General features: G+C 48.4%; 16 protein-coding genes. 14 read left to right on the forward strand and 2 right to left on the reverse strand.

Translation table 11 applies throughout. The features are described 5' to 3' along the window. The 8 genes from fliD to flgL all read left to right on the forward strand — a co-directional run bounded on the left by fliD (window position 1) and on the right by flgL (window position 12,828). A complete protein-coding gene (gene fliD / locus DESPODRAFT_RS13980; protein ID WP_004074263.1) occupies window positions 1-1,944 on the forward strand; it encodes a flagellar filament capping protein FliD in 1,944 nt (647 codons plus the stop codon). An 89-nt stretch (window positions 1,945-2,033) separates the two neighbouring features. Continuing rightward, complete coding sequence (gene fliS, locus DESPODRAFT_RS13985; RefSeq protein WP_004074264.1) at window positions 2,034-2,516, forward strand: flagellar export chaperone FliS; 483 nt, start codon at window positions 2,034-2,036, stop codon at window positions 2,514-2,516. Window positions 2,517-2,541: 25 nt separating this feature from the next. Beyond that, a complete protein-coding gene (locus DESPODRAFT_RS13990) occupies window positions 2,542-2,943 on the forward strand; it encodes a hypothetical protein (RefSeq protein ID WP_004074265.1) in 402 nt (133 codons plus the stop codon). 25 nt (window positions 2,944-2,968) lie between these two features. Further along, on the forward strand, window positions 2,969-3,340 hold the full coding sequence (locus tag DESPODRAFT_RS13995) for a flagellar protein FlaG (protein WP_004074266.1): 372 nt from the start codon (window positions 2,969-2,971) through the stop codon (window positions 3,338-3,340). A 740-nt stretch (window positions 3,341-4,080) separates the two neighbouring features. Continuing rightward, the gene (locus DESPODRAFT_RS14005) at window positions 4,081-5,202 is read left to right on the forward strand and encodes a FlgD immunoglobulin-like domain containing protein (RefSeq protein ID WP_004074268.1); all 1,122 of its coding nucleotides are present in this window, start codon (window positions 4,081-4,083) and stop codon (window positions 5,200-5,202) included. A 130-nt stretch (window positions 5,203-5,332) separates the two neighbouring features. Beyond that, the gene (locus tag DESPODRAFT_RS14010; RefSeq protein ID WP_004074269.1) at window positions 5,333-7,420 is read left to right on the forward strand and encodes a flagellar hook-basal body complex protein; all 2,088 of its coding nucleotides are present in this window, start codon (window positions 5,333-5,335) and stop codon (window positions 7,418-7,420) included. A 34-nt stretch (window positions 7,421-7,454) separates the two neighbouring features. After that, complete coding sequence (flgK, locus tag DESPODRAFT_RS14015; RefSeq protein WP_004074270.1) at window positions 7,455-10,823, forward strand: flagellar hook-associated protein FlgK; 3,369 nt, start codon at window positions 7,455-7,457, stop codon at window positions 10,821-10,823. Between the two features lie 34 nt (window positions 10,824-10,857). After that, window positions 10,858-12,828 carry a flagellar hook-associated protein FlgL gene (gene flgL / locus DESPODRAFT_RS14020; protein ID WP_004074271.1) on the forward strand — a complete coding sequence of 657 codons (1,971 nt, stop codon included), beginning with the start codon at window positions 10,858-10,860 and terminating at the stop codon, window positions 12,826-12,828. On the opposite strand, the gene DESPODRAFT_RS14025 is transcribed toward flgL, so the two are convergent. Continuing rightward, the gene (locus DESPODRAFT_RS14025; protein WP_004074272.1) at window positions 12,825-13,463 is read right to left on the reverse strand and encodes a hypothetical protein; all 639 of its coding nucleotides are present in this window, start codon (window positions 13,461-13,463) and stop codon (window positions 12,825-12,827) included. The two genes, flgL and DESPODRAFT_RS14025, sit on opposite strands and share 4 nt — an antisense overlap. Window positions 13,464-13,475: 12 nt before the next feature. Beyond that, window positions 13,476-14,900 carry an Asp-tRNA(Asn)/Glu-tRNA(Gln) amidotransferase subunit GatB gene (gene gatB / locus DESPODRAFT_RS14030; RefSeq protein WP_004074273.1) on the reverse strand — a complete coding sequence of 475 codons (1,425 nt, stop codon included), beginning with the start codon at window positions 14,898-14,900 and terminating at the stop codon, window positions 13,476-13,478. 141 nt (window positions 14,901-15,041) lie between these two features. On the opposite strand from gatB, the gene DESPODRAFT_RS14035 reads away from it, so the two are divergent. The 6 genes from DESPODRAFT_RS14035 to amrB all read left to right on the forward strand — a co-directional run bounded on the left by DESPODRAFT_RS14035 (window position 15,042) and on the right by amrB (window position 19,559). Then, window positions 15,042-15,233: a DUF2065 domain-containing protein gene (locus DESPODRAFT_RS14035; protein ID WP_004074274.1), complete on the forward strand. Its 192-nt coding sequence runs from the start codon at window positions 15,042-15,044 to the stop codon at window positions 15,231-15,233. Further along, entirely contained in the window at window positions 15,233-16,324 is a 1,092-nt protein-coding gene (queA, locus tag DESPODRAFT_RS14040; protein WP_004074275.1) for a tRNA preQ1(34) S-adenosylmethionine ribosyltransferase-isomerase QueA, read from the forward strand. The genes DESPODRAFT_RS14035 and queA overlap by 1 nt, the downstream gene beginning before the upstream one ends. A 9-nt stretch (window positions 16,325-16,333) precedes the next feature. Then, window positions 16,334-17,464 (forward strand): tRNA guanosine(34) transglycosylase Tgt, encoded by a 1,131-nt coding sequence (gene tgt / locus DESPODRAFT_RS14045; RefSeq protein ID WP_004074276.1) that lies wholly within the window; start codon window positions 16,334-16,336, stop codon window positions 17,462-17,464. A 2-nt stretch (window positions 17,465-17,466) separates the two neighbouring features. Next, window positions 17,467-17,832: a hydrogenase maturation nickel metallochaperone HypA gene (gene hypA / locus DESPODRAFT_RS14050; protein ID WP_004074277.1), complete on the forward strand. Its 366-nt coding sequence runs from the start codon at window positions 17,467-17,469 to the stop codon at window positions 17,830-17,832. A gap of 22 nt (window positions 17,833-17,854) precedes the next feature. Further along, window positions 17,855-18,520, forward strand: a complete 666-nt coding sequence (gene hypB / locus DESPODRAFT_RS14055; protein WP_004074278.1) for a hydrogenase nickel incorporation protein HypB — start codon at window positions 17,855-17,857, stop codon at window positions 18,518-18,520. Between the two features lie 154 nt (window positions 18,521-18,674). Further along, on the forward strand, window positions 18,675-19,559 hold the full coding sequence (gene amrB, locus DESPODRAFT_RS14060; RefSeq protein ID WP_004074279.1) for an AmmeMemoRadiSam system protein B: 885 nt from the start codon (window positions 18,675-18,677) through the stop codon (window positions 19,557-19,559). Window positions 19,560-19,576: the final 17 nt, after the last annotated feature.

The following is a 19,576-nucleotide window of genomic DNA, read 5'->3' on the forward strand; positions in this document are numbered from 1 at the left end:
ATGGCAACAGGATCGATTACATCATTGGGAATAGGGTCCGGCCTTGACCTTCAGGATATTATTGATCAGCTCAAGGGGGTGGATGAAGCCGTTATCACCGCCAAGGAGGCGGAACAGACCGAGCTCCAGACCCAGGTGGACGCCTATAATACCGTTAATGCCAAACTTTTTTCCATCAAATCGGATGCCCTGAACCTATCCCTGGCATCCAATTTTTTGGGCAACCGTGTTTCCATATCGGATGAAGATATCCTCTCTGCTACAGTGGGGGATGGGTATGAAGCCTCTTCCTACAGCCTTGAAGTCACCCAGAAAGCCCAGAAAAATTCCTGGGCGTCCACTGCTGCGGCCGGCAAAACAGATGCCCTGTTCAACGAACCCGAATCCGGGATATCGGATATAGATACCACCGCGGTCACAATTTTGGGGGCTGGTGTCGCCTTGACAGAGGAGGTGACATTAAGTGCCGACACGTTGGTTGGCGCAGGAGCCACAATTGCTTCCGGATCGACACTTTCAGCAGGAACTGTTTTAACGACTGATATTATTAATAATTCCGGTACGACTATTGTAGCAGGAACGACCCTGTCAGTGGATACTGTTATACAGGGTGATACTCTGTTACAAGAGGATATGACCATTAGGTCCGGCTCTATACTGGAAGCTGATTCGATGTCCCCACCCCTTTCCATTTATTATGGTGTCGACGGCGATCAGGAGCAGATCGACATCAGCCTGGAAGCAGGCATGACGTTTGAAGAAATCGTCGATGCCATCAATAACTCTGCCGACAACACCGATACAGATGGAAACCAGCTGGTCACGGCCGCCATTGCCAGTAATGACAACGGCGAGTACTATATCCGGCTTTCAGCCACTTCAGGAGAAAACACGGAAGATTCGCAGATCAGCGTTTCCGGATTTGACTGGGTGGCGGCGGATACCACTGTGGGCATCACCCAGGGAGACAGCACCATGTACTTAACCGTTGCTCCCGGCACCACCTACCAGGGGATGGCGAAACTTATCAACGAGGCTGAAAACAACCCCGGCATCACCGCAGCCATTATCAATAACGGAGACACTGACAACCCGTATCAGCTGACCCTTACCGCCGACGAAACCGGCGAGGACGCCAGAATCACCCTGAGTAATTTTGATGAATTAACGGAAGTGAACGGGGCCGGAGGGGAATCTTTGAATGCCGAATTTGCCGTGGACGGCATTTCTTATTCCCGCCAATCCAACAGCGGGATTGACGACGTCATTGACGGCGTCACATTTGAGCTGAAAAGTGTCGGGGAAACAACACTGGACATTGAAGTCAGTCACGATACCGTTAAAGAAGATCTTTTATCTATGATCGAGGGGTTCAATGACCTTGTCTCCTATATTACCGGCACCGGCGCAGACTCTTCGAACACGGAAAGCGAAACCGAGGACGATGCGGACAATCCCTTTGAAAGCTCAAGCAGCGCCAGGCGGATTGTTGCTCAGCTCAAATCCCTTTTAACCACAAACATTGATCTGGATAGTGCTTACACGAGCCTGATCGACCTGGGGCTTGACATCGCCAAGGACGGCACGATCAGCATTGACGAAGATACCCTTGACGAAGCCATCGCCAACGATCCAGATGCGCTGAGAATGCTGTTTTTGGGCGATGCGGATGAAGAAATTACCGGAATAGCCGATGTCATCAATGAAGCCCTGTCGGAAATGGTCAGTTCAACCGGCATCGCCTCCACTGAAATTGATCAAGCAGAAGCAAAAATCGACCGGCTGGACCAGGACATCGACAACGAGACCGCCCGGTTGACAAAAAAATATGAAATCATGTCGGCACAGTTTTTACGGCTGGATACCTATATCAACCAGCTGAATTCAGAAGCCGCTCTGCTGACGTCGTTGTTTGACTCATTCGGCTCATCAAGCGATGACTAATAATTCTCAATCAGGGCTGAAATATTCTCAAGAAAAATTTTGAATGGTCGATTCAAATAAATAACAATAACGGAATTCAGGAGATTTGAATGGCAGCTTATCAGCAATTACACACCTATTTGAACAATCACTATGAAGGCATGGATCCCGAGCAATTGATACTGTTGCTTTTCAAAGGAGCCCTGACCCGCATGAAGCTGGCCCGGGAAGGTATTGAAGAGGGGAATATTCAAAAAAAGGGAGAAAACCTTTCAAAAGTTATTGCCATCATCTCAGAGCTCAACGCCTCTGTTGATCCGACAATGACGGATGAATCCACCCGGTTTTTAAGGGGTATTTACACGGCCATTCTGACGGAGCTGCCAAAGGTAACCTTAAACAATGACTTAAAGACCCTTGACCGTGCCAAAGCCTATATATCAAGGCTTAAAGAGATCTGGGAAACCGATGTAATGGCAAAAAAACAGGCGTCACTCACTGAAATTGTAAAAAATACGGCCCCAAAACGCTCTTTTCAACCGGCGTTCAATCCAGACAGACCGAAGACAACGTTTCAGGCAATTTCCGTTTGACAGATAAACAGGATATTTCATAAATATGAAAAAAAATTTTAAGGCAGTAGAAGATACGTTAAATCGGCTGTACGATATTCAGGCAGATCACCTTGCATCTTTTGACAAACAGGCCCTACCCGACCTTGAACAGCAGTCTGCAGAACGGGATATTGAAGTTTCCCGACTGATAAGGAACGTCGATATATTGGTTAAACAGCAGCAAATCGAAACCGGGGCCGAAACGGAATCAATGGTGTTTTTTTTGAATAATCGTGTTACAAAACTCCTTGAGCAGAACAGGGCCCTTCAAGTAAAAGTACACGCTGTCAGAGACAATATTAAAAATCGTATGAAACAGCTATCCAAAGGAACCTCGGTGATTGGTTCATACCGATCTTCAGCAACTGCTGCAAGCAAGGCAAAAGTTATCAGTATTACCAATTAATAAGGAATAATAAGGAAAAATCATCATGAATATAAACACGGTTTCCCCAACCATTCAGACTGCTGAATCATCAGGGGCCGGCCCCATTGAAACAGAAACTGACGATAAAATCAAAAATATGCCGCCGGATCAGTCCCAGGCAAACGCACAAAAAGAGGAAGCGTCTCCGCCTGCCGAAGAGATAAAAGAACTTGCACAGACCCTGAATGAATACATGGATGGTCTTCAAACGGATCTGGGTTTTTTCATGCATGAAAAATTGAACCATCAGGTGATCGTGGAGATCAAAAACAGGAAGACAGATGAACTTATAAAACAAATTCCCTCCGAGGAACTGGTAATGATAAAGGAAAAAATGGCGGAACTGACAGGGCTTCTTTTTGATACAAGTATATGATTTCAGTATCCGAATCATTTTTTGACACGGATTCAAAAGTCATAGGCTGGAAACGTAAAATCATTCTTCACACCTTTATTCATATGATCCTTCAAGGTCTTTTCTGCGCTTACATCTGCTTTTAATCCTTGCTTTTTCCCCTTTACGACATCAAATCAGTATTTGATGTCATCATTGATACATTCGGGCTTGGTCATAACATCGGCCACAGCGTAGGTTGGGTTGAACGAAGTGAAACCCAACAACTTATCGGCGTTGGGTTTCGTTCCTCAACCCAACCTACCAAAAATTCGGATGGCCTAAAATATGACCAAGGCCATACATTCTTTTCAGCAATTAACAGGCAAATTCTTCCGAGCATTAAATTTTGTATCGCCCTAATGGGATATTTCCCCGGTGAAATAGGTAAAAATTTCCATGTGTAAAGAACGGAATGCCGGCGCGTTAATCTTATATGAGGTAAAATGATGAATATTTATATCATAAGATTGTTTCTATGTTTATATAATTTAAAAAGATTATATATGTATTATACGCAAACATTTAAAGAATTAATCATGTGAGATTTTTTATTAATTTTTGTCTGTGATGCGTCTATGCAATTCGTTTAGGCACCTTTCTTGGTTTTAATTAAGATCAGGATAAGATCAGGACAAGACTATAGTAAGACCGGGAAAGGTCTCTTGGCACTTTAAAGCATCGACCCAACCATTATTAATAACAGCTATAAGGAGGCAGGTATGTCTGATAACTCGATCCTTTCGTCACTGGTTAGCGGCTATGAGGCTTATGATACTCAGGCGACCTCAAAAAGTGATACCGGCAAGACAACTTCATTGGGCACCGAGGATTTTTTAACTCTTTTGGTGGCCCAGCTTGAAAATCAGAACCCCCTTGATCCGGCAGATACGAATCAGTTCACAGACCAGCTGGCCCAGTTCAGCCAGGTTGAACAGCTGATCAATGCCAATGACAAACTTGATGAAATGGTGACGGGTGTTAAGGGTACCGAACAAGAGGTTGATGCCAATTCATTTGTAGGACTCACCGTTACGGCAACCGCAACCTCAATGACCATTGATAACGGCGCTGTAACTTCCGGGTTTTATGAGGTTGATGAGCCTGCTGAAGTAATTGTGTATGTGTATGATGCCAATGGAACAAAGGTGGCTTCATTGTCCCAGGGCGAGGTTGAGGCCGGATCGTATCTGATCTCCTGGGATGGTACGGATGATGAGGGTAACAGTCTGGATGACGGTGAATACTCTTATGAGGTTATGGCCAATTCCGGAGACGGGTACAAAGAGGTACAATCCCATCTGTCCGGAACCGTGGATGCCGTGTCGTACCAGAACGGAAAGGGATACCTGGTGATCAAGGGTGTGTTGGTGGATCCGGAGGATGTTACCACCGTAACCTCGTCTTCCTCTTCCTCCTCGTCTTCGAGTGATTCGACCTCCATTATTGAATACCTTGGCACCACGGTCTCTTCCAGTCATCCAATTATCCAGGTGGAAGACGGCAAGGTGCAGGGGGATGCTCTAAGCTTCAGCCTTACCGCCGCCTCCGATGTCACGGTCACAATATATAACGCCGATGATGAAAAAGTTGATACTATTGAAATATCTGCTGATGACGCAACTGGCGGAGAAAATGAAGTCACCTGGGACGGGCTGACAAACAGCGGGCACATGAATTCTGACGGGCTTTATTATTATACGGTTAAAGCGGATACGGGAAGCGCCTCCACCGCCATTTCCGGAGAGGTAAGTGCCATCACGTCTGTTGACGGCACCCAATACCTTGAAATTGGAGATACCGGACGTCTGGTTTCTGTATCAAGTATAACTTCTGTTGAATGAACGATGTGAGTATTTAGTATTGAGTAATGAGTATTGAGTATTGAGGAGACAGCTTATTGTAATCTCACTACTCACTACTCACTACTCACTACTTTCATATAAAAACTTTACATAAGCTGAGGAGAATCCCATGTCATTAAACAGTTCCCTTTATGCAGGCACCAGCGGCCTGGGCAACACCGGCAATGCGCTTCAGGTCACAAGTAATAATATTTCAAACATGAATACAATTGGGTTTAAAAAGGGAACTGCCAGCTTTGCGGATACCCTTTACCAGACCATCGGCACCAATGCCGGTGTTTCCCAGGTGGGGCTGGGTATGAACGTTGACAATGTTGCCCAGGTGTTCACCGATGGCTCCCTTGAAACCACAAGCAATGCAACGGATCTTGCCATTGGCGGGGATGGGTTCTTTGTCGTTTCCGATCCCGGGTCAGAAGAAACCTACTATACAAGGGCCGGTAATTTTTCATTTAATGAAAGCGGTGCGCTTGTCACTTCCGGAGGGCATATTCTCCAGGGGTGGTATGTTGAAGGGGATACCGGAGAGGAATACGGGGCCATTACCGATCTGATATTGACCGAGTTTACAAGTCCGCCGGATGCTACCGAGGAAATTACCGTAATTACCAACCTGGATTCCGATGCCGAGTCCAAATCCATGGTTTTGTCCAACCTGTTTGAATATGATGAGGAAAACGGCACCACAGTGGATTCGGATGGTTATGAATACCAGACCGTGGTCACGGCCTATGATTCCCTGGGTTCTTCCCATGAAGTCACCATCTACTACGATAAGAAATCCGGTACTGAGTGGGAATACATTATTACTTGTGATCCTGACGAGGATAATCGGGGCACTGTGGCAGCGTTGGACTCAGCAGGCCTTCTGGCCAGGGGCACCATTACTTTTTCCCAAAGTTCAGGTGACGTCGTCTCCATGACCATGGAGGAATATACCGGTCAAATAGGCAACGTGGATACATCTGGAAACAACACCGTAAAGACTGTTAATTTTGAAATTCAAGATACCGAGGCCTTGTCGAAGGATCAATACGGGATTTCATTGAAATATACTGATGCTGGTGGATGGATAGGACCGAATCTGCTTGATCCTGAAAACCTGCAACTGACTAACTATCCCGATGCCGAGGTATTAATTTATTCTGATGAAAATACCATTTATATTTCACTTGACAACAGCGCTGGAGGCAATGAGGCGGACATAATAATCAATCTGGATGAAGATGTCCAGGACGGGGACACGCTTTCCTTTGATATTAACAACCCAATAGATTGTAATGTCCAGGATGTTACAGAGATTGATTACCAAGGTGCGACAGACGGTAACACTACGCTGACAATTAATAACCCGAGTGCCATGGAAGAGAGCACACCTGAAGGAGAATCCATTACCATTGAATGGGATTCGACTCTGAAAACATGGGGATTTAATGCCCTTCCTTTAGCCGGAACATACTCCTTACTCACAGGAGATAACATCTCAGGTGATGCCACTTATGTTGGAATAGACCTGAACGATGACGGGGAAGCAGATATTACATTTACCTTTGAAGAAGAGGTTGAAGATCTTCCGAATGGGACCGCTCCCAGCATCACCTTTGGTATTCAAGGGTCCACTGCCTGGCGGGAAGTAACTATGGACGAAGCAGAGGATACCGGCTATTTGCAATTTACAGCTGATTTTCTGGGCGGCGAGGCCGGCTCAACAGAAACCGACATCTCATTTGATATCGGGTCAAAATTTAACGGTAACAACTGGGTGAATAATTCGTTATCTTCCACCCAGTACGCCAAAGCTTCTTCCACCATATACCAGGATTCAGACGGTTATTCATCAGGGGACCTCACGGGTATCGGGGTACTGTCCGATGGCCTGGTCTCCGGCACCTACTCAAATGGTCAGGAGATCGCATTATTCAAGATCGCCCTGGCAGACTTTAACAATCCAAACGGCCTTAAAAATGAGGGTGGCAATCTTTATTCAGCCACAACAGACAGCGGGGCGGCCATCACCAATAAACCCGGGCAAAACGGGCTTGGCTCCCTCTCATCCTATGCCCTTGAAATGTCCAACGTGGATATTTCCGAGGAATTTGTTTCAATGATCGAACTGCAGACCGCCTATGAGGCCAATGCTAAAATTATCAGCACTGTGGATGAAATGATGACCACGGTCATAGGCATGAAACGATAGCAACGTATTTTAATTACAGGAATACGGGGGACCCATGAGCAGCCTTAACGCCATATTAAATACTGCGTCCAATGCCATTACGGCCTACCAGTCTGCCATCAGCGTGACGGGCCAGAATATTGCCAACGCAGATAATGATGACTATAGCATCCAGTCTGTGGCGTTATCCACCACCCCCACGGTAACCTCGCGTGGCAATATTTATGGTACTGGGGTCATTGTTTCTTCGGTAGCCAGTTCCGTAAACCAGATTATTGAAAATTCGCTGAATTCTGAATTGTCCAACCAGGCCGCTTTAGAGGAAGCAAAGGTCTATATGTCAAGCATTGAAGATCTGTTTTCCGAAGACAGTGATGACAGCCTGAATACCCTTTTGGATGCCTACTGGTCTGCCTGGGAGGATTTGAGCAATAACCCGTCCGGTGAAACCGAACAAAGCACCGTGTATGATGCCGGCCTTGCCCTTACGGAACGTATCAATGCCATTGAAGAAGCCCTGTCTGATCTGCAGACCGATTTGAACAACGAAATTTCTTCCGCCGTTACCGAAGTTAACAGCATTGCCGATCAGATCGCAGCGTTAAACCTGGGCGTCATTAATGCCGAAAGTACGGGGGGGAATGCCAATGACCTTGCGGATAAACGAAACGCCCTGGTGGACGATCTTGGGGAACGCATTGATATTGATGTCACCGTTAAAGAAGACGGCTCCTACCTGATCATTTCCAGTGGCCTGCCGCTGGTGGAAGACGGCATTTCATACGATCTAAGCGTGAAACAGGGAAGTGTGTACTGGACCGGCAAATCCGGAAACACCTATGATATCACCGATGATATCTCAGGCGGTGCCATTGCCGGATGGCTTGAGGTCAGGGATGTGGTCATTCCCGAAACCCAGGCTCAATTTGATGAACTTGCCACCAACCTGATCTGGACCCTGAATTATCAGCATTCCCAGGGGGCAGGGCAGACCTATTTTTCCGGTGCCCTGGAGGGGACTTACGAGGCCGGAGAGAGCGGGACTTTTGCCAGCCTGTACTACGGGGATGAGATCGACTATACCAAGGATTTTTCCATGGTGATTCAGGATGCCACGGACACCACATCAAAATTCCAGACCGTAACCGTGGATATGGCCATCTCCACATCTGAAATCTCCAATTTGTCTGGAGAGGCTAACCGCATTTATGAGCTCACCGTTATCGATGAAGGGACCAAGACCGTTGTAGAGTCGAGCGGACCGCTTATGGGCAGTAGTGCTACAGGCATTTCCGGTGCTCTGGATAATGCAATGCCTGAACAGACCCTTACCATTACCAAGGGTTCTGATACCCAAACCCTGGAAATTTCAGACAGCGGCTCCGGTGCCACCCGGTCCGCCGCCGACATTGCCGAAGCGCTTTCCAATATAGACGGCATAACTGCCTCTGCGTCCACGACGTCTGCTTATTTTGATCTTTCCAAGATTTTATCGAATGACGGAGATCTCATTAAATTTAAACTGAATGTTGACGGGGTCGAGGCGACGGTCGAATTTACTGTGGATTCTTTAGAAGCCACCCGTGCAGAACAGTTTGAAGACGCACTCAAAGCAGCTGCGCAATCCATCAATGAGAAAAACAAGAACACGGATCTGTTTGTAGACGTCACGTCCGGCGTCGCGCACATTGAAAGTGCGTCCGGTGCCACCATCGGAATCTGCGAATTTACTGCCGGAGGTACACTATCCGTTTCCCCGGATTCCAGCGGCGTCCCGGTTGACATAAACTCTTCCAATCTAAACGATGCCGTGGTAATAACCGGTTCCGTAACCATTACCATGGATCCGGGTATGAAAATATCTGCCAAGAACAACGATCCAGCTATCGATCCAGATACTGATCTTTTCGGTGCCAAGGAACCAGATTGTGATACGTTGGATGAACCCGCAATTATTTACTGGGAAATTTTGGACAGTAACGACCATTCCACCGGCGAGTCCGGATATGTCAAAATTGATGAATTCGGTGATTTTGATATCCTTGACAGCACAGCAGCACCCTTATTCAGTTTTAACATTTCCCAAGGCACGCTTATCGCCGGAAACACCCTTCGAATCAATACCGATGAGACAGGGGCTGCCGATATTCTTCAAGGTTCGGTTACAGGAAACGCCGCAAGTGTCGATGATACTTATGAGTTTACGGTTACTTCCGGCGGCACCCTGCCGAAAAATAAAGACAATATTGTGATCCAATGGACGTCTGAAACCGGTTCAGGTACCATTGAGCTTAAGGACGATAAGGATGAAGAACTCCGGATTACCGCGGACGTGGACGGCATGACCCTGACCTTTGACGGCGGCACCCTTGTGAACGGCGATGTCTTTTATGTCACCACGGATGAAAATGGTAAAGCCGTGGCCGATGCCCATGGAAATGCCCTTCAGACCCTTGCGGACTGGCACTGGACCCTTGAATCATTTGCCGATGAGTTTAACCGAAGCGCTGGCGGTGTGACCGCTTCTGTCACTAAAAACAATACTGTTTTATTTGATACCCATGATGACTATTGTGCCATTGAAAATGTAACCTGCCTAGGCAGTAACAACAGCAACATTGACGAAGAAAATTTTGAAATCACGGTGTTGAACTACACCGCCCTGGAATTTGAGGCTGAAGGCCTTGAATTTGAAAGCACGGCTGGCAACTGGATCGTTAAGAACGACCCCACGAGCACCATCAAAATTATTCCGGTCGGCGGTCATGATGACGGGTTTCAGATTGATCTGGACGGGGACGATGTTGGTGATATTGAAATCACCTTTGAGCAGCCTGTTTCAGGTGACGGATATATCCGCATGGATTTGAAATCCAGGGATGCGGATGATCTCTCCTATGCCTTTGCAGGAAATGAAGACGGGGACAGCGGCGTTGCGGCAGCCCTTGGGGTGAATACCTTTTTTACCGGTACGGACGCATCCACCATCAGTGTCAATGATGTGGTGTCCGATGGAGATCTCATGGCTTCAGGCATCCTGGATACTGAAACCTTCGAGCTTGCATCCAGTGACAACACCAATGCCCTGGCCATGGCTGAAACCCGTTACGACAGTCTGGACATGAAAGCGTATACATATACCAGGGGAGAGGGGGTCTCTGTCACGGTAACCGCCACCTCGCTGGATGATTACCAGGCATCCCTGGTCTCTACCATCGGGTCCACAGCGGCCGGAATTAATTCCGCTTTGGACTATTCCGAGACCCTGGTGTACCAGCTTACGGCGCAGCGGGATTCAATCTCCGCCGTATCCCTGGATGAAGAAATGATTAATCTGACAGCCCAGCAGCAGGCTTATCTTGCAGCGGCCAAATTGCTGACAACAGTGCAGGAAATGTTCGACGCCCTGCTTGCAACGCGTTGATTTTTGAAACATTTTATCTTATAGGAGGTCTGCCATGAGAGTCGCAACCATAAGCATATACAAACAGGCCACATACCAGCTTGGACGGCTCACCTCTGATTTAAACGAGGCCAATGAAGTTGTCTCCACGAATTTAAAAATCAGTTCTGCATCTGATGATCCATCGGGTATGAAGCAGGTGGTGACCATCAATTCCGACCTGGCCGCATTGGAGCAGTATCAGGTGAATGTGGACCAGGCCCAGAACGTGCTTACCACGGCTGAAACCGCCCTTGACTCCATGGCTGATCAGTTGTCTGAAATGAAGCTGTTATGCTCGGCTTTGACCAATGCGTCCGCTTCTTATCAGGAGCGCGCCAACGCTGCCGAGAGCATGCAGGGTTATCTTGATGGCCTTCTGGACCTTGCCAATACTGACGCCTATGGCGGATATGTGTTTGGTGGTGACAATAACCGGACAACCCCTTTTACCTATGATGATGATGACAACCCCACCAGGGTAACCTACAACGGCAGCAGTGACCCGGTAAATATCAGCACATCCAGGAACACTAACATATCCCTGGACTGTTGTGGTTCTGACCTTTTTTATGAAGATGAGATCATAGTCGATGCCACCAATAATAAAATTGTTTTCACCGAAGACCGCGGCACAGGTGACGATATCACTATTGAGGCAACCATTACCAGCGGCACCTACAGCAAGGAAGAACTTGCCGCTATTGTTGAAGATACCCTGAACCAAGCTAGTAAAGGTGTTGTTTACGAGGTGGAATATGATGGCGACACAAATACTTTTTCCATTGGCACCGACGGCAGCAATGACAAGCCCTTAAGCGTCACCTTTGAAGCGATTCAGACGGAAACGGTCAGGATTTCCAATTTTGAATCAAGTGCCGGGAAGTTCAAGGATGCGGAATTTGAAATTGTTAATCCAACGGCCCTGACCGAATATACCCCGGAACCCGAGGGTACGAAACCGTTGACATTCACCTACAGCGAAGAAGACGGCACCTGGGAAGTGTCCAACGATCCCGGATACGGACTGCCTTCCGAGATTAAAGCCACGGGTAATACCCTGGAAATTGACCTGGATGGTGACGAGGAATCAGACATTACTGTAAATTTGAATGGTGCGCCTGAAGATGAGGATACCGTCTCTTTTGATATCGTGGAAGGTTATGAAGACGCAAGTATTCTGCCGGATTTAGGGTTTAAAAGCGAAACTGTGATTCTTGAAACGGTTACCAGTGATTTCCCGGTGTCCGGAAAGTTCTCCGTGCCTACAGGTCTCTCCGTGTTTCAAGATCAGAATGATAGGATTGATTTCACCGAAACCCTTCTGGACGCAGGCGGCACCTCGGTTCAACTGACTGCCGTTATAAAGGCTGGCACTTACTCGGATCCTGACTCCTATGCTGAAGCTGTGGAGGAAGCCCTTGAATCTGCCTCGGCTGAAAACGGCAACCGGGTCAATTATTCGGTGGTCTATGACGAAGCAACCGACTCCTTCACCCTCAGCGAGAATACAAAAACCGGTCGGCAGCTTGAATCCTTTGACCTGCTGTTTTCTTCGGGTACGAATGCCGACGCAAGTACTGCTGCCGACGATCTTGGCTTTAAGGCCGACAAGGATGTCTCTTCCGCCCCCCAGAAAGGAAAAGAAGCCACCTGGAGTATATGGGATACGATGTTTGATCTCAAAGAGGCACTGGAAAATGATGATGTGGACGGCATTCAGCGGGCCATGAGTCGGCTGGACAATCATTATGAAAGTCTCACATCAAGCATCTCAACTGTGGGTAGGATTTACGGTAGCACAACCACCACCGAAGCCACCATCTCGAATTCGGATTTGACACTGACCACCCGGCGCTCCACGGTCCGGGATGCAGATATCGTGGAAGCCATTATGGATCTTAAATCTGCCCAGACCGTTTATCAAGCGGCGTTGAGTTCGACATCTTCGGTTATGGGGTTAAGTCTGGTGGATTACATGTCCTAAAACAGATATTTCCAGACTTTCCAGCCGACCTTTTCTTCCTGTTGCCATCCTGTGGGTATCTGCATAAGGTTTTCCGGATTCTGATTTTTAAACTCATTGAGTTTTTTCTGCTTTTCCTGTTCCATCTGTTCCCAGGTGACGGTTGTACGGTTGAATACTTTATGGTTTATGGCGGCGGCTATGCGGTCCACCTTTTGGATCAGGTCGTCACTGTTCTTGGATTGTTCAAAAAAAGCCATGTACTGTTTTTCAGTGGTGTCAAATACCTTGGCATCAATGCTGAAAGCACCTGCAAGGCTGGTGATGGTGCCGTGAATCACATATCTGGAGTCGGTTTTCCGGGCAGTTTCATGAACCAGTTGACTGCCGGAAAGTTTTTTTAAACCGGCCTCAAGGGATGCCATCTTTTGAGGCGGCACAACAACGACTTTTCCAGGGCTGGTGAGCCTGGAATAGAGCATGGTTGAGATGCCTTTTTTAAGGTAGTCCAGATTCTTATTCTTATCGGCATTGATGTCAAAGGAAAGGACTGCAAGGGTTTCAGGGGTGCCGGCAAAGGCCGTATATGGAAAGATCAATCCGCCAAGGATGAAGACGGACAGAATTGCTTTCACAAAAGCGCGTGGTTTTTTCATTTGCATTTGCCTTTACAGTTTTGATTTGAGCATGGGCGTGACCACTTTGGGGTCTGCCTTGCCCCGGGTTTTTTTCATGACCTGACCCATGAAAAAGCTGAACAGCTTGGTTTTTCCGTCCCTGTAAGCTTTTGCCTCTTCAGGGTTTTCCTTGATGATTTCATCCACCATTGCTTCAAGTTCGCCCTGGTCTGATACCTGTTCAAGACCTTTTTCTTTGACTATGGCTTCAGGATCTTTACCGGTTTCCACCATTTCTTCAAAAACGGTTTTGGCGGCATTGGCATTGATTCGGGAGGATTCCAGCAGTCCAAGAAGCTTTGAAAAAGCATGGGCTGATACGGGTGAATCACAGATCTCAATCCCCTTGGCATTCAGCATGCCCATGAGTGTGGTCATGGTCCAGTTGGCCGCCTGTTTGATGTTTTTCAACGGCTTAATGGTCTCTTCAAAAAAGTTGGCCATGTCCAGGCCGGCTGTTAACACACCGGCATCATATTCAGACAGGCTGTACTCTTGAATAAAGCGCTGCTTTTTTTCATCCGGCAGTTCGGGCATACCGGCGCGGACTGTCTGGATCCAGGCATCATCAACGATCAGCGGCACAAGGTCAGGATCCGGGAAATATCTGTAATCATGGGCCTCTTCCTTGCCCCGCATGGATGCGGTGCGGTTTTTGGCCGGATCCCACAGACGGGTCTCCTGGATGACTTGTCCGCCCTCTTCGAGCACACACGTCTGACGCTGAATTTCGTAGAGGATAGCCTTTTCTACGTTTTTAAAGGAGTTTAGATTTTTAAGCTCGGTGCGGGTGCCCAATTTCTCCTGACCTATGGGCCGCAGGGAGATATTGGCATCGCATCTGAATGAGCCTTCTTCCATGTTCCCGTCACATACGTCAATGTACTTTAAAATGGTATGCAGTTTTCTCAAGTATGCGCCGGCCTGGGCAGCGGTGCGAAGGTCGGGTTCGCTGACAATTTCAATAAGGGGAACCCCTGTCCTGTTCAGGTCCACCATGCTTTTTCCCCGCAGGGGATCGTGGATCAGTTTTCCGGCATCTTCCTCCATGTGAATGCGGGTGATGCCGATGCGTTTTTCCTTGGCATCCACTTCAATATCCAGAAAGCCGTGTTCGGCAATGGGCTTTGCATACTGGGAGATCTGGTAACCCTTGGGAAGATCGGGATAAAAATAGTTTTTTCTGTCAAACCGGCTTTCCCGGTTGATGGTGCAGTTGGTGGCAAGGCCGGCTTTGATTGCAAAGGTAACCGCCTGTTTATTCAGTACCGGTAAAACCCCCGGCATGCCTGTGCATACCGGGCAGGTATTGGCGTTGGGGGACTTGCCAAAGGCGGTTGAGCAGTTGCAGAAGATTTTAGTTTTAGTTTTGAGTTGGGCGTGGACCTCTAGTCCGATAACAGGTTCAAATGCCATGTGATGTCTGGTTCCTTTGAGTGCCCGGTGCATGAAGCGGTCCATGCCCGGGGTTGAGTTCTTACCAGCCTTCCTTTATAACCTTGATATTTTTAATTATCAAGGGTACCTCTAATAAAAGAACAAAAGGAAATTATTTGAATGAAATTTTTTTTCTGTGTGATGGGCATGGTCATGATTGTCGAAGGGCTGCCCTATTTCATCTCACCGCATAAGATGCGGCAGATGGTAACGATGATCCTGCAAATGCCCGAAGGCACCTTGAGGCGGTTTGGCTTTTTTATGATGCTGGCGGGCCTGGTGGTTATCTATCTTGCCATGGAGGCCGGTTGATGTACAATCTGTCTGATTACCGCTATAATCTGCCCGAATCCCTGATCGCCCAGACACCGTGTGAACACAGAAGTCTGTCCCGTCTCATGCACCTGGACCGCAGGAGCCATGACATCAGCCATCGCAGGTTTCTTGATATCGCTGATCTGCTGCGCCCGGGTGATTTGCTGGTGGTTAATGACACCCGGGTCGTGCCGGCAAGGCTTTTGGGCCATAAACCCACGGGGGGGCGTGTAGAGGTTCTCATTATTGATTATGCTGCCGGCATGAAACACCTGGCCGATACAGGACGGTTCCAGTGTGACTGCCTGATCAGGGCGTCACGCAGGCCGGAACCCGGCACGGTGCTTGAATTGGGACAGGATATTACGGCTACCGTGATTGAACACCGGGACCGGATCTCTGTGGTCTGTTTTAACGGGGGCAATGATTTTTTATTCCGGTTGAAAAAATCAGGTAAAATGCCTTTGCCGCCCTATATTAAACGGGATCAGAATCCGGGGCAGGGGGCAGGCACACCGGCGCAAATGGATGAGCAAAAAGACCGGCAGGATTACCAGACGGTTTATGCAACCGCCGAGGGGGCTGTGGCCGCGCCCACGGCCGGGCTTCATTTTACGGAAGATTTGCTTGCAGCACTTTCTGCCAAGGGTGTGGACGTGGTTCGGATTACCCTGCATGTGGGATATGGCACCTTTGTACCGGTGCGGGTAAAGGATATCCGGGATCATCAGATTCACTCGGAATATTTTATTGTAGATGAGCAGGCTGCTGAAAAAATTAACCGGGCCCGTGGGGCCGGTTGCAGGGTGATTGCCGTGGGCACCACCGCTGTCCGGACCCTGGAGTTCTGTACTGACGCTTGCGGCAGGATTTCGGCCGGTCAGGGTCGGTGCGACCTGTTTATCTATCCAGGCTACCGGTTTAAATGCGTGGATGCCATTATCACCAATTTCCACTTGCCTGAATCCACGCTGCTCATGCTGATTTCCGCCTTTTATGACCGGGAACGGATTCTGGATGCTTACAAGGTCGCCGTGGATGAAAAATATCGGTTTTTCAGTTATGGTGATGCCATGTTTATAGAGTGAAAATAAAATATGCTTACATTTGATTTAATAAAAGATAATAGTAAAAAAGGTGACGGCCGGGACCGCTCCCGTTTGGGGCGGATTCTCACGGATCACGGTGTTGTTCAAACCCCTGTTTTTATGCCCGTTGGCACTCTGGGATCGGTGAAGGGCGTGTCAAAGGAGGATCTGGCACATTGCGGGGCCCAGATTATTCTTGGCAATACCTATCATTTATATCTGCGGCCCGGCGTTGAAGTCATTGAAACCATGAAAGGGCTTCACGCCTTTACGGCCTGGAACAAACCCATGCTCACCGACTCCGGGGGGTTCCAGTTTTTTTCTTTGGCAAAACTGGCCAGGTTCACCGATGAAGGGGTGCATTTTCAATCCCATATTGACGGCTCCCGGCACTTTTTTTCCCCGGAACGGGCCGTTGAGATCCAGATGATTCTGGGATCGGATATCATGATGTCCCTGGACTGGTGCCAGGGGCATCCGGCAACGGACCAGCAGGTGGCTGACGCCTTGAATAAGACCACGGCCTGGGCGAAAAGAGGCTTTGATTTCTGGCAGGAAAACGGCGCGATTCATAACTTGTTCGGTATTGTCCAGGGCGGAATGGTTAAAGAACTTCGCTCTCTATCCGCTGAACAGATTACGGCCATTGATTTTCCCGGCTTTGCCATTGGCGGTCTTTCCGTGGGAGAGCCCACCGATGTGATGTATGAGATGGCTGATCACACCCTGCCGCTTCTGCCGTCACAAAAGCCGCGGTACATTATGGGGGTGGGTACGCCTGAAAATCTTGTGACCCTGGTGGGTATGGGGTGCGATATGTTTGACTGTGTGATGCCCTCCCGGAATGCCAGAAACGGCCAGCTTTTTACCCACACCGGTACCATCAATATCCCGAATGCTGTGTATAAGACGGACGAGCGGCCCATAGACGAAATCTGTGACTGCTACACCTGCCGAAATTATTCAAGAGCCTATCTGCGTCATCTGTATAAATCCCGGGAGCTTTTATCCTATCGTTTGAATACCATTCATAATCTCTATTATTATCTTGATCTTATGGCAAAAATGCGTCATGCAATAAAGGAAGACAAATTCCCTGAATTTCAACAGCAATTTTTTAAAGCAAGGCAGGATCAGTAAGTATGCATGAGATGGGTATTGCCCAGCAACTGGTAACCATCGCCCTGGATGCCATTCCCGATGACATTGAAAATCCCAGGGTGGAAAAAATGAATTTAAGGATCGGCAAACTGGCTGCCGTGGTGGCACACAGCCTCTCCTTTTGCCTGGAGGTCATCACCAGGAACACACCTCTTGAAGGGGCTGAGCTGATAATCGACGAGGTGCCGGTGTGTCTGCACTGTGAAAGTTGTAACCATGAATGGCAGACCGATACCCCGGCCTTTGGGTGTCCTGCATGCAAAAACGGGCAGGTGACCATGATTTCGGGACGGGAGATTGAGATCTCATCCATAGAGCTGGCAGACGATCAGACGATTGAGAAATAATAAAAAAATTGAGAGATAACCCATGGAGATAAATATACAAAAACGGGTACTGGCAAAAAACGAATCCGATGCAGATCGCAACAGGGCTTTTTTTAAAGAAAAACAAGTGTTTGTCCTGAACATGATGTCATCGCCGGGTTCCGGAAAGACCGAAACCCTGTGCCGGACCCTGGAAGCGCTGATGCCCGATATACGGGTGGGGGTGATTGTGGGTGATGTCTGCACCACCAATGATGCGGACCGGCTTTCCGTAACAGGGGCCAAGGTGACCCAGATCAACACGGATCAGTTCGGGGGGGACTGCCATCTGGCAGCCCATCTCATTGAATCGTCGGCCAGGTCCCTGGGGTGCGATGACCTTGACCTGCTTATCGTTGAAAATATCGGCAACCTGGTCTGTCCTGCGGCGTTTGACATTGGCGAAGATGCAAGGGCCGTGGTCCTAAGCGTCCCCGAAGGCGAGGATAAGCCGTTAAAATATCCGCTTATGTTCCAGGTGGCCGATGCTGCCATTTTAAATAAAATAGATCTGTTGCCCTATCTGGATTTTGATGCGGCCCTGGCCGTGGAAAATATGGGTAAGGTGCATCCGGGCATGCCGGTGTTTGAACTTTCCGCCAAGACCCGGGAAGGCATGGAGCCATGGCTTGCATGGCTGCGCACCAAGGTGAAGGAAAAACTCGGATAATCGCGAAGGTGCCGGGGCAATGCCATAAAGTTAAGATAGTTTCAGAATTAAAACCACGAAGTTCACGAAGTTTGGTACTCTAATATCTTCGTGAACTTCATCTCCTTCGTGGTAAAATAAAGGTTTAAAATTTTTCTTTTTTTGGGGGCAAATTATGGGTCTAAAAAAAATGGCATTTGCCGGATCATGGTATCCGGGATCAGCTGACCAGTGCCGGTCTGCTCTTGAACGGTTTAACGATGATCTTAGAGCAGAAGCAGATACAAAAACTTTGAATAATCCTGTGGCGGGCATTGTTCCCCATGCAGGCTGGATTTACTCGGGGAAATTGGCCTGCCGGGTGTTCGCGGCACTGGCCCATGGCCGCCGGGCTGTGGAGACCATTGTTCTTTTCGGGGTTCACATGCATGCCGATTCCCCGTCCTTTGTTCTGGACTGCACAGCCGTTGATACCCCTTTGGGCGCCATTGAAATTGATAAGGCGTTCACAGGTCGGCTGGTTAAGCAAGCCGCCGCCGCAAATGTTGACCTGAAGCAATTGACACCCGCACGATTCCCCGAAGAAAACACCCTGGAACTGCAATATCCTTTTATAAAATATTTTTTCCCAAAAGCCCGGATTGTGGTGTGTGCCGTGCCGCCTTCGGATGCGGCGCAAGCATTGGGGATAATCGTAGTTGAGGTTGCACAAGAGTTGGACCGCTCCGTGGCGGTGGTAGGTTCCACCGACATGACCCATTACGGGCCGCGATTCGGATTTGAACCGGCTGGATCAGGCAAGGCTGCATTTGATTGGGTTGCAAAGGAAAATGACGCGGCCGCCATTAAGGCGTTAACAGCCATGGATGAAAAGCAGATTATTCACCAGGGACTGTCGCGCCATAACATGTGCTGTGCCGGTGCAGCGTGTGCGGCTGTGGCTGCTGCAAAAAAAATGGGCGCAGTCAAAGGTGTCTGCCTTGACTACGCCTCAAGTTTCGATCCGTTGGAGCCCACCTCTGATTTTGTGGGATATTGCGGCATGATTTTTGGTGCATAGACGTTCATGCAATGGCT

Source organism: Desulfobacter postgatei 2ac9, from assembly GCF_000233695.2.
Taxonomy (GTDB): Bacteria; Desulfobacterota; Desulfobacteria; order Desulfobacterales; family Desulfobacteraceae; genus Desulfobacter; species Desulfobacter postgatei.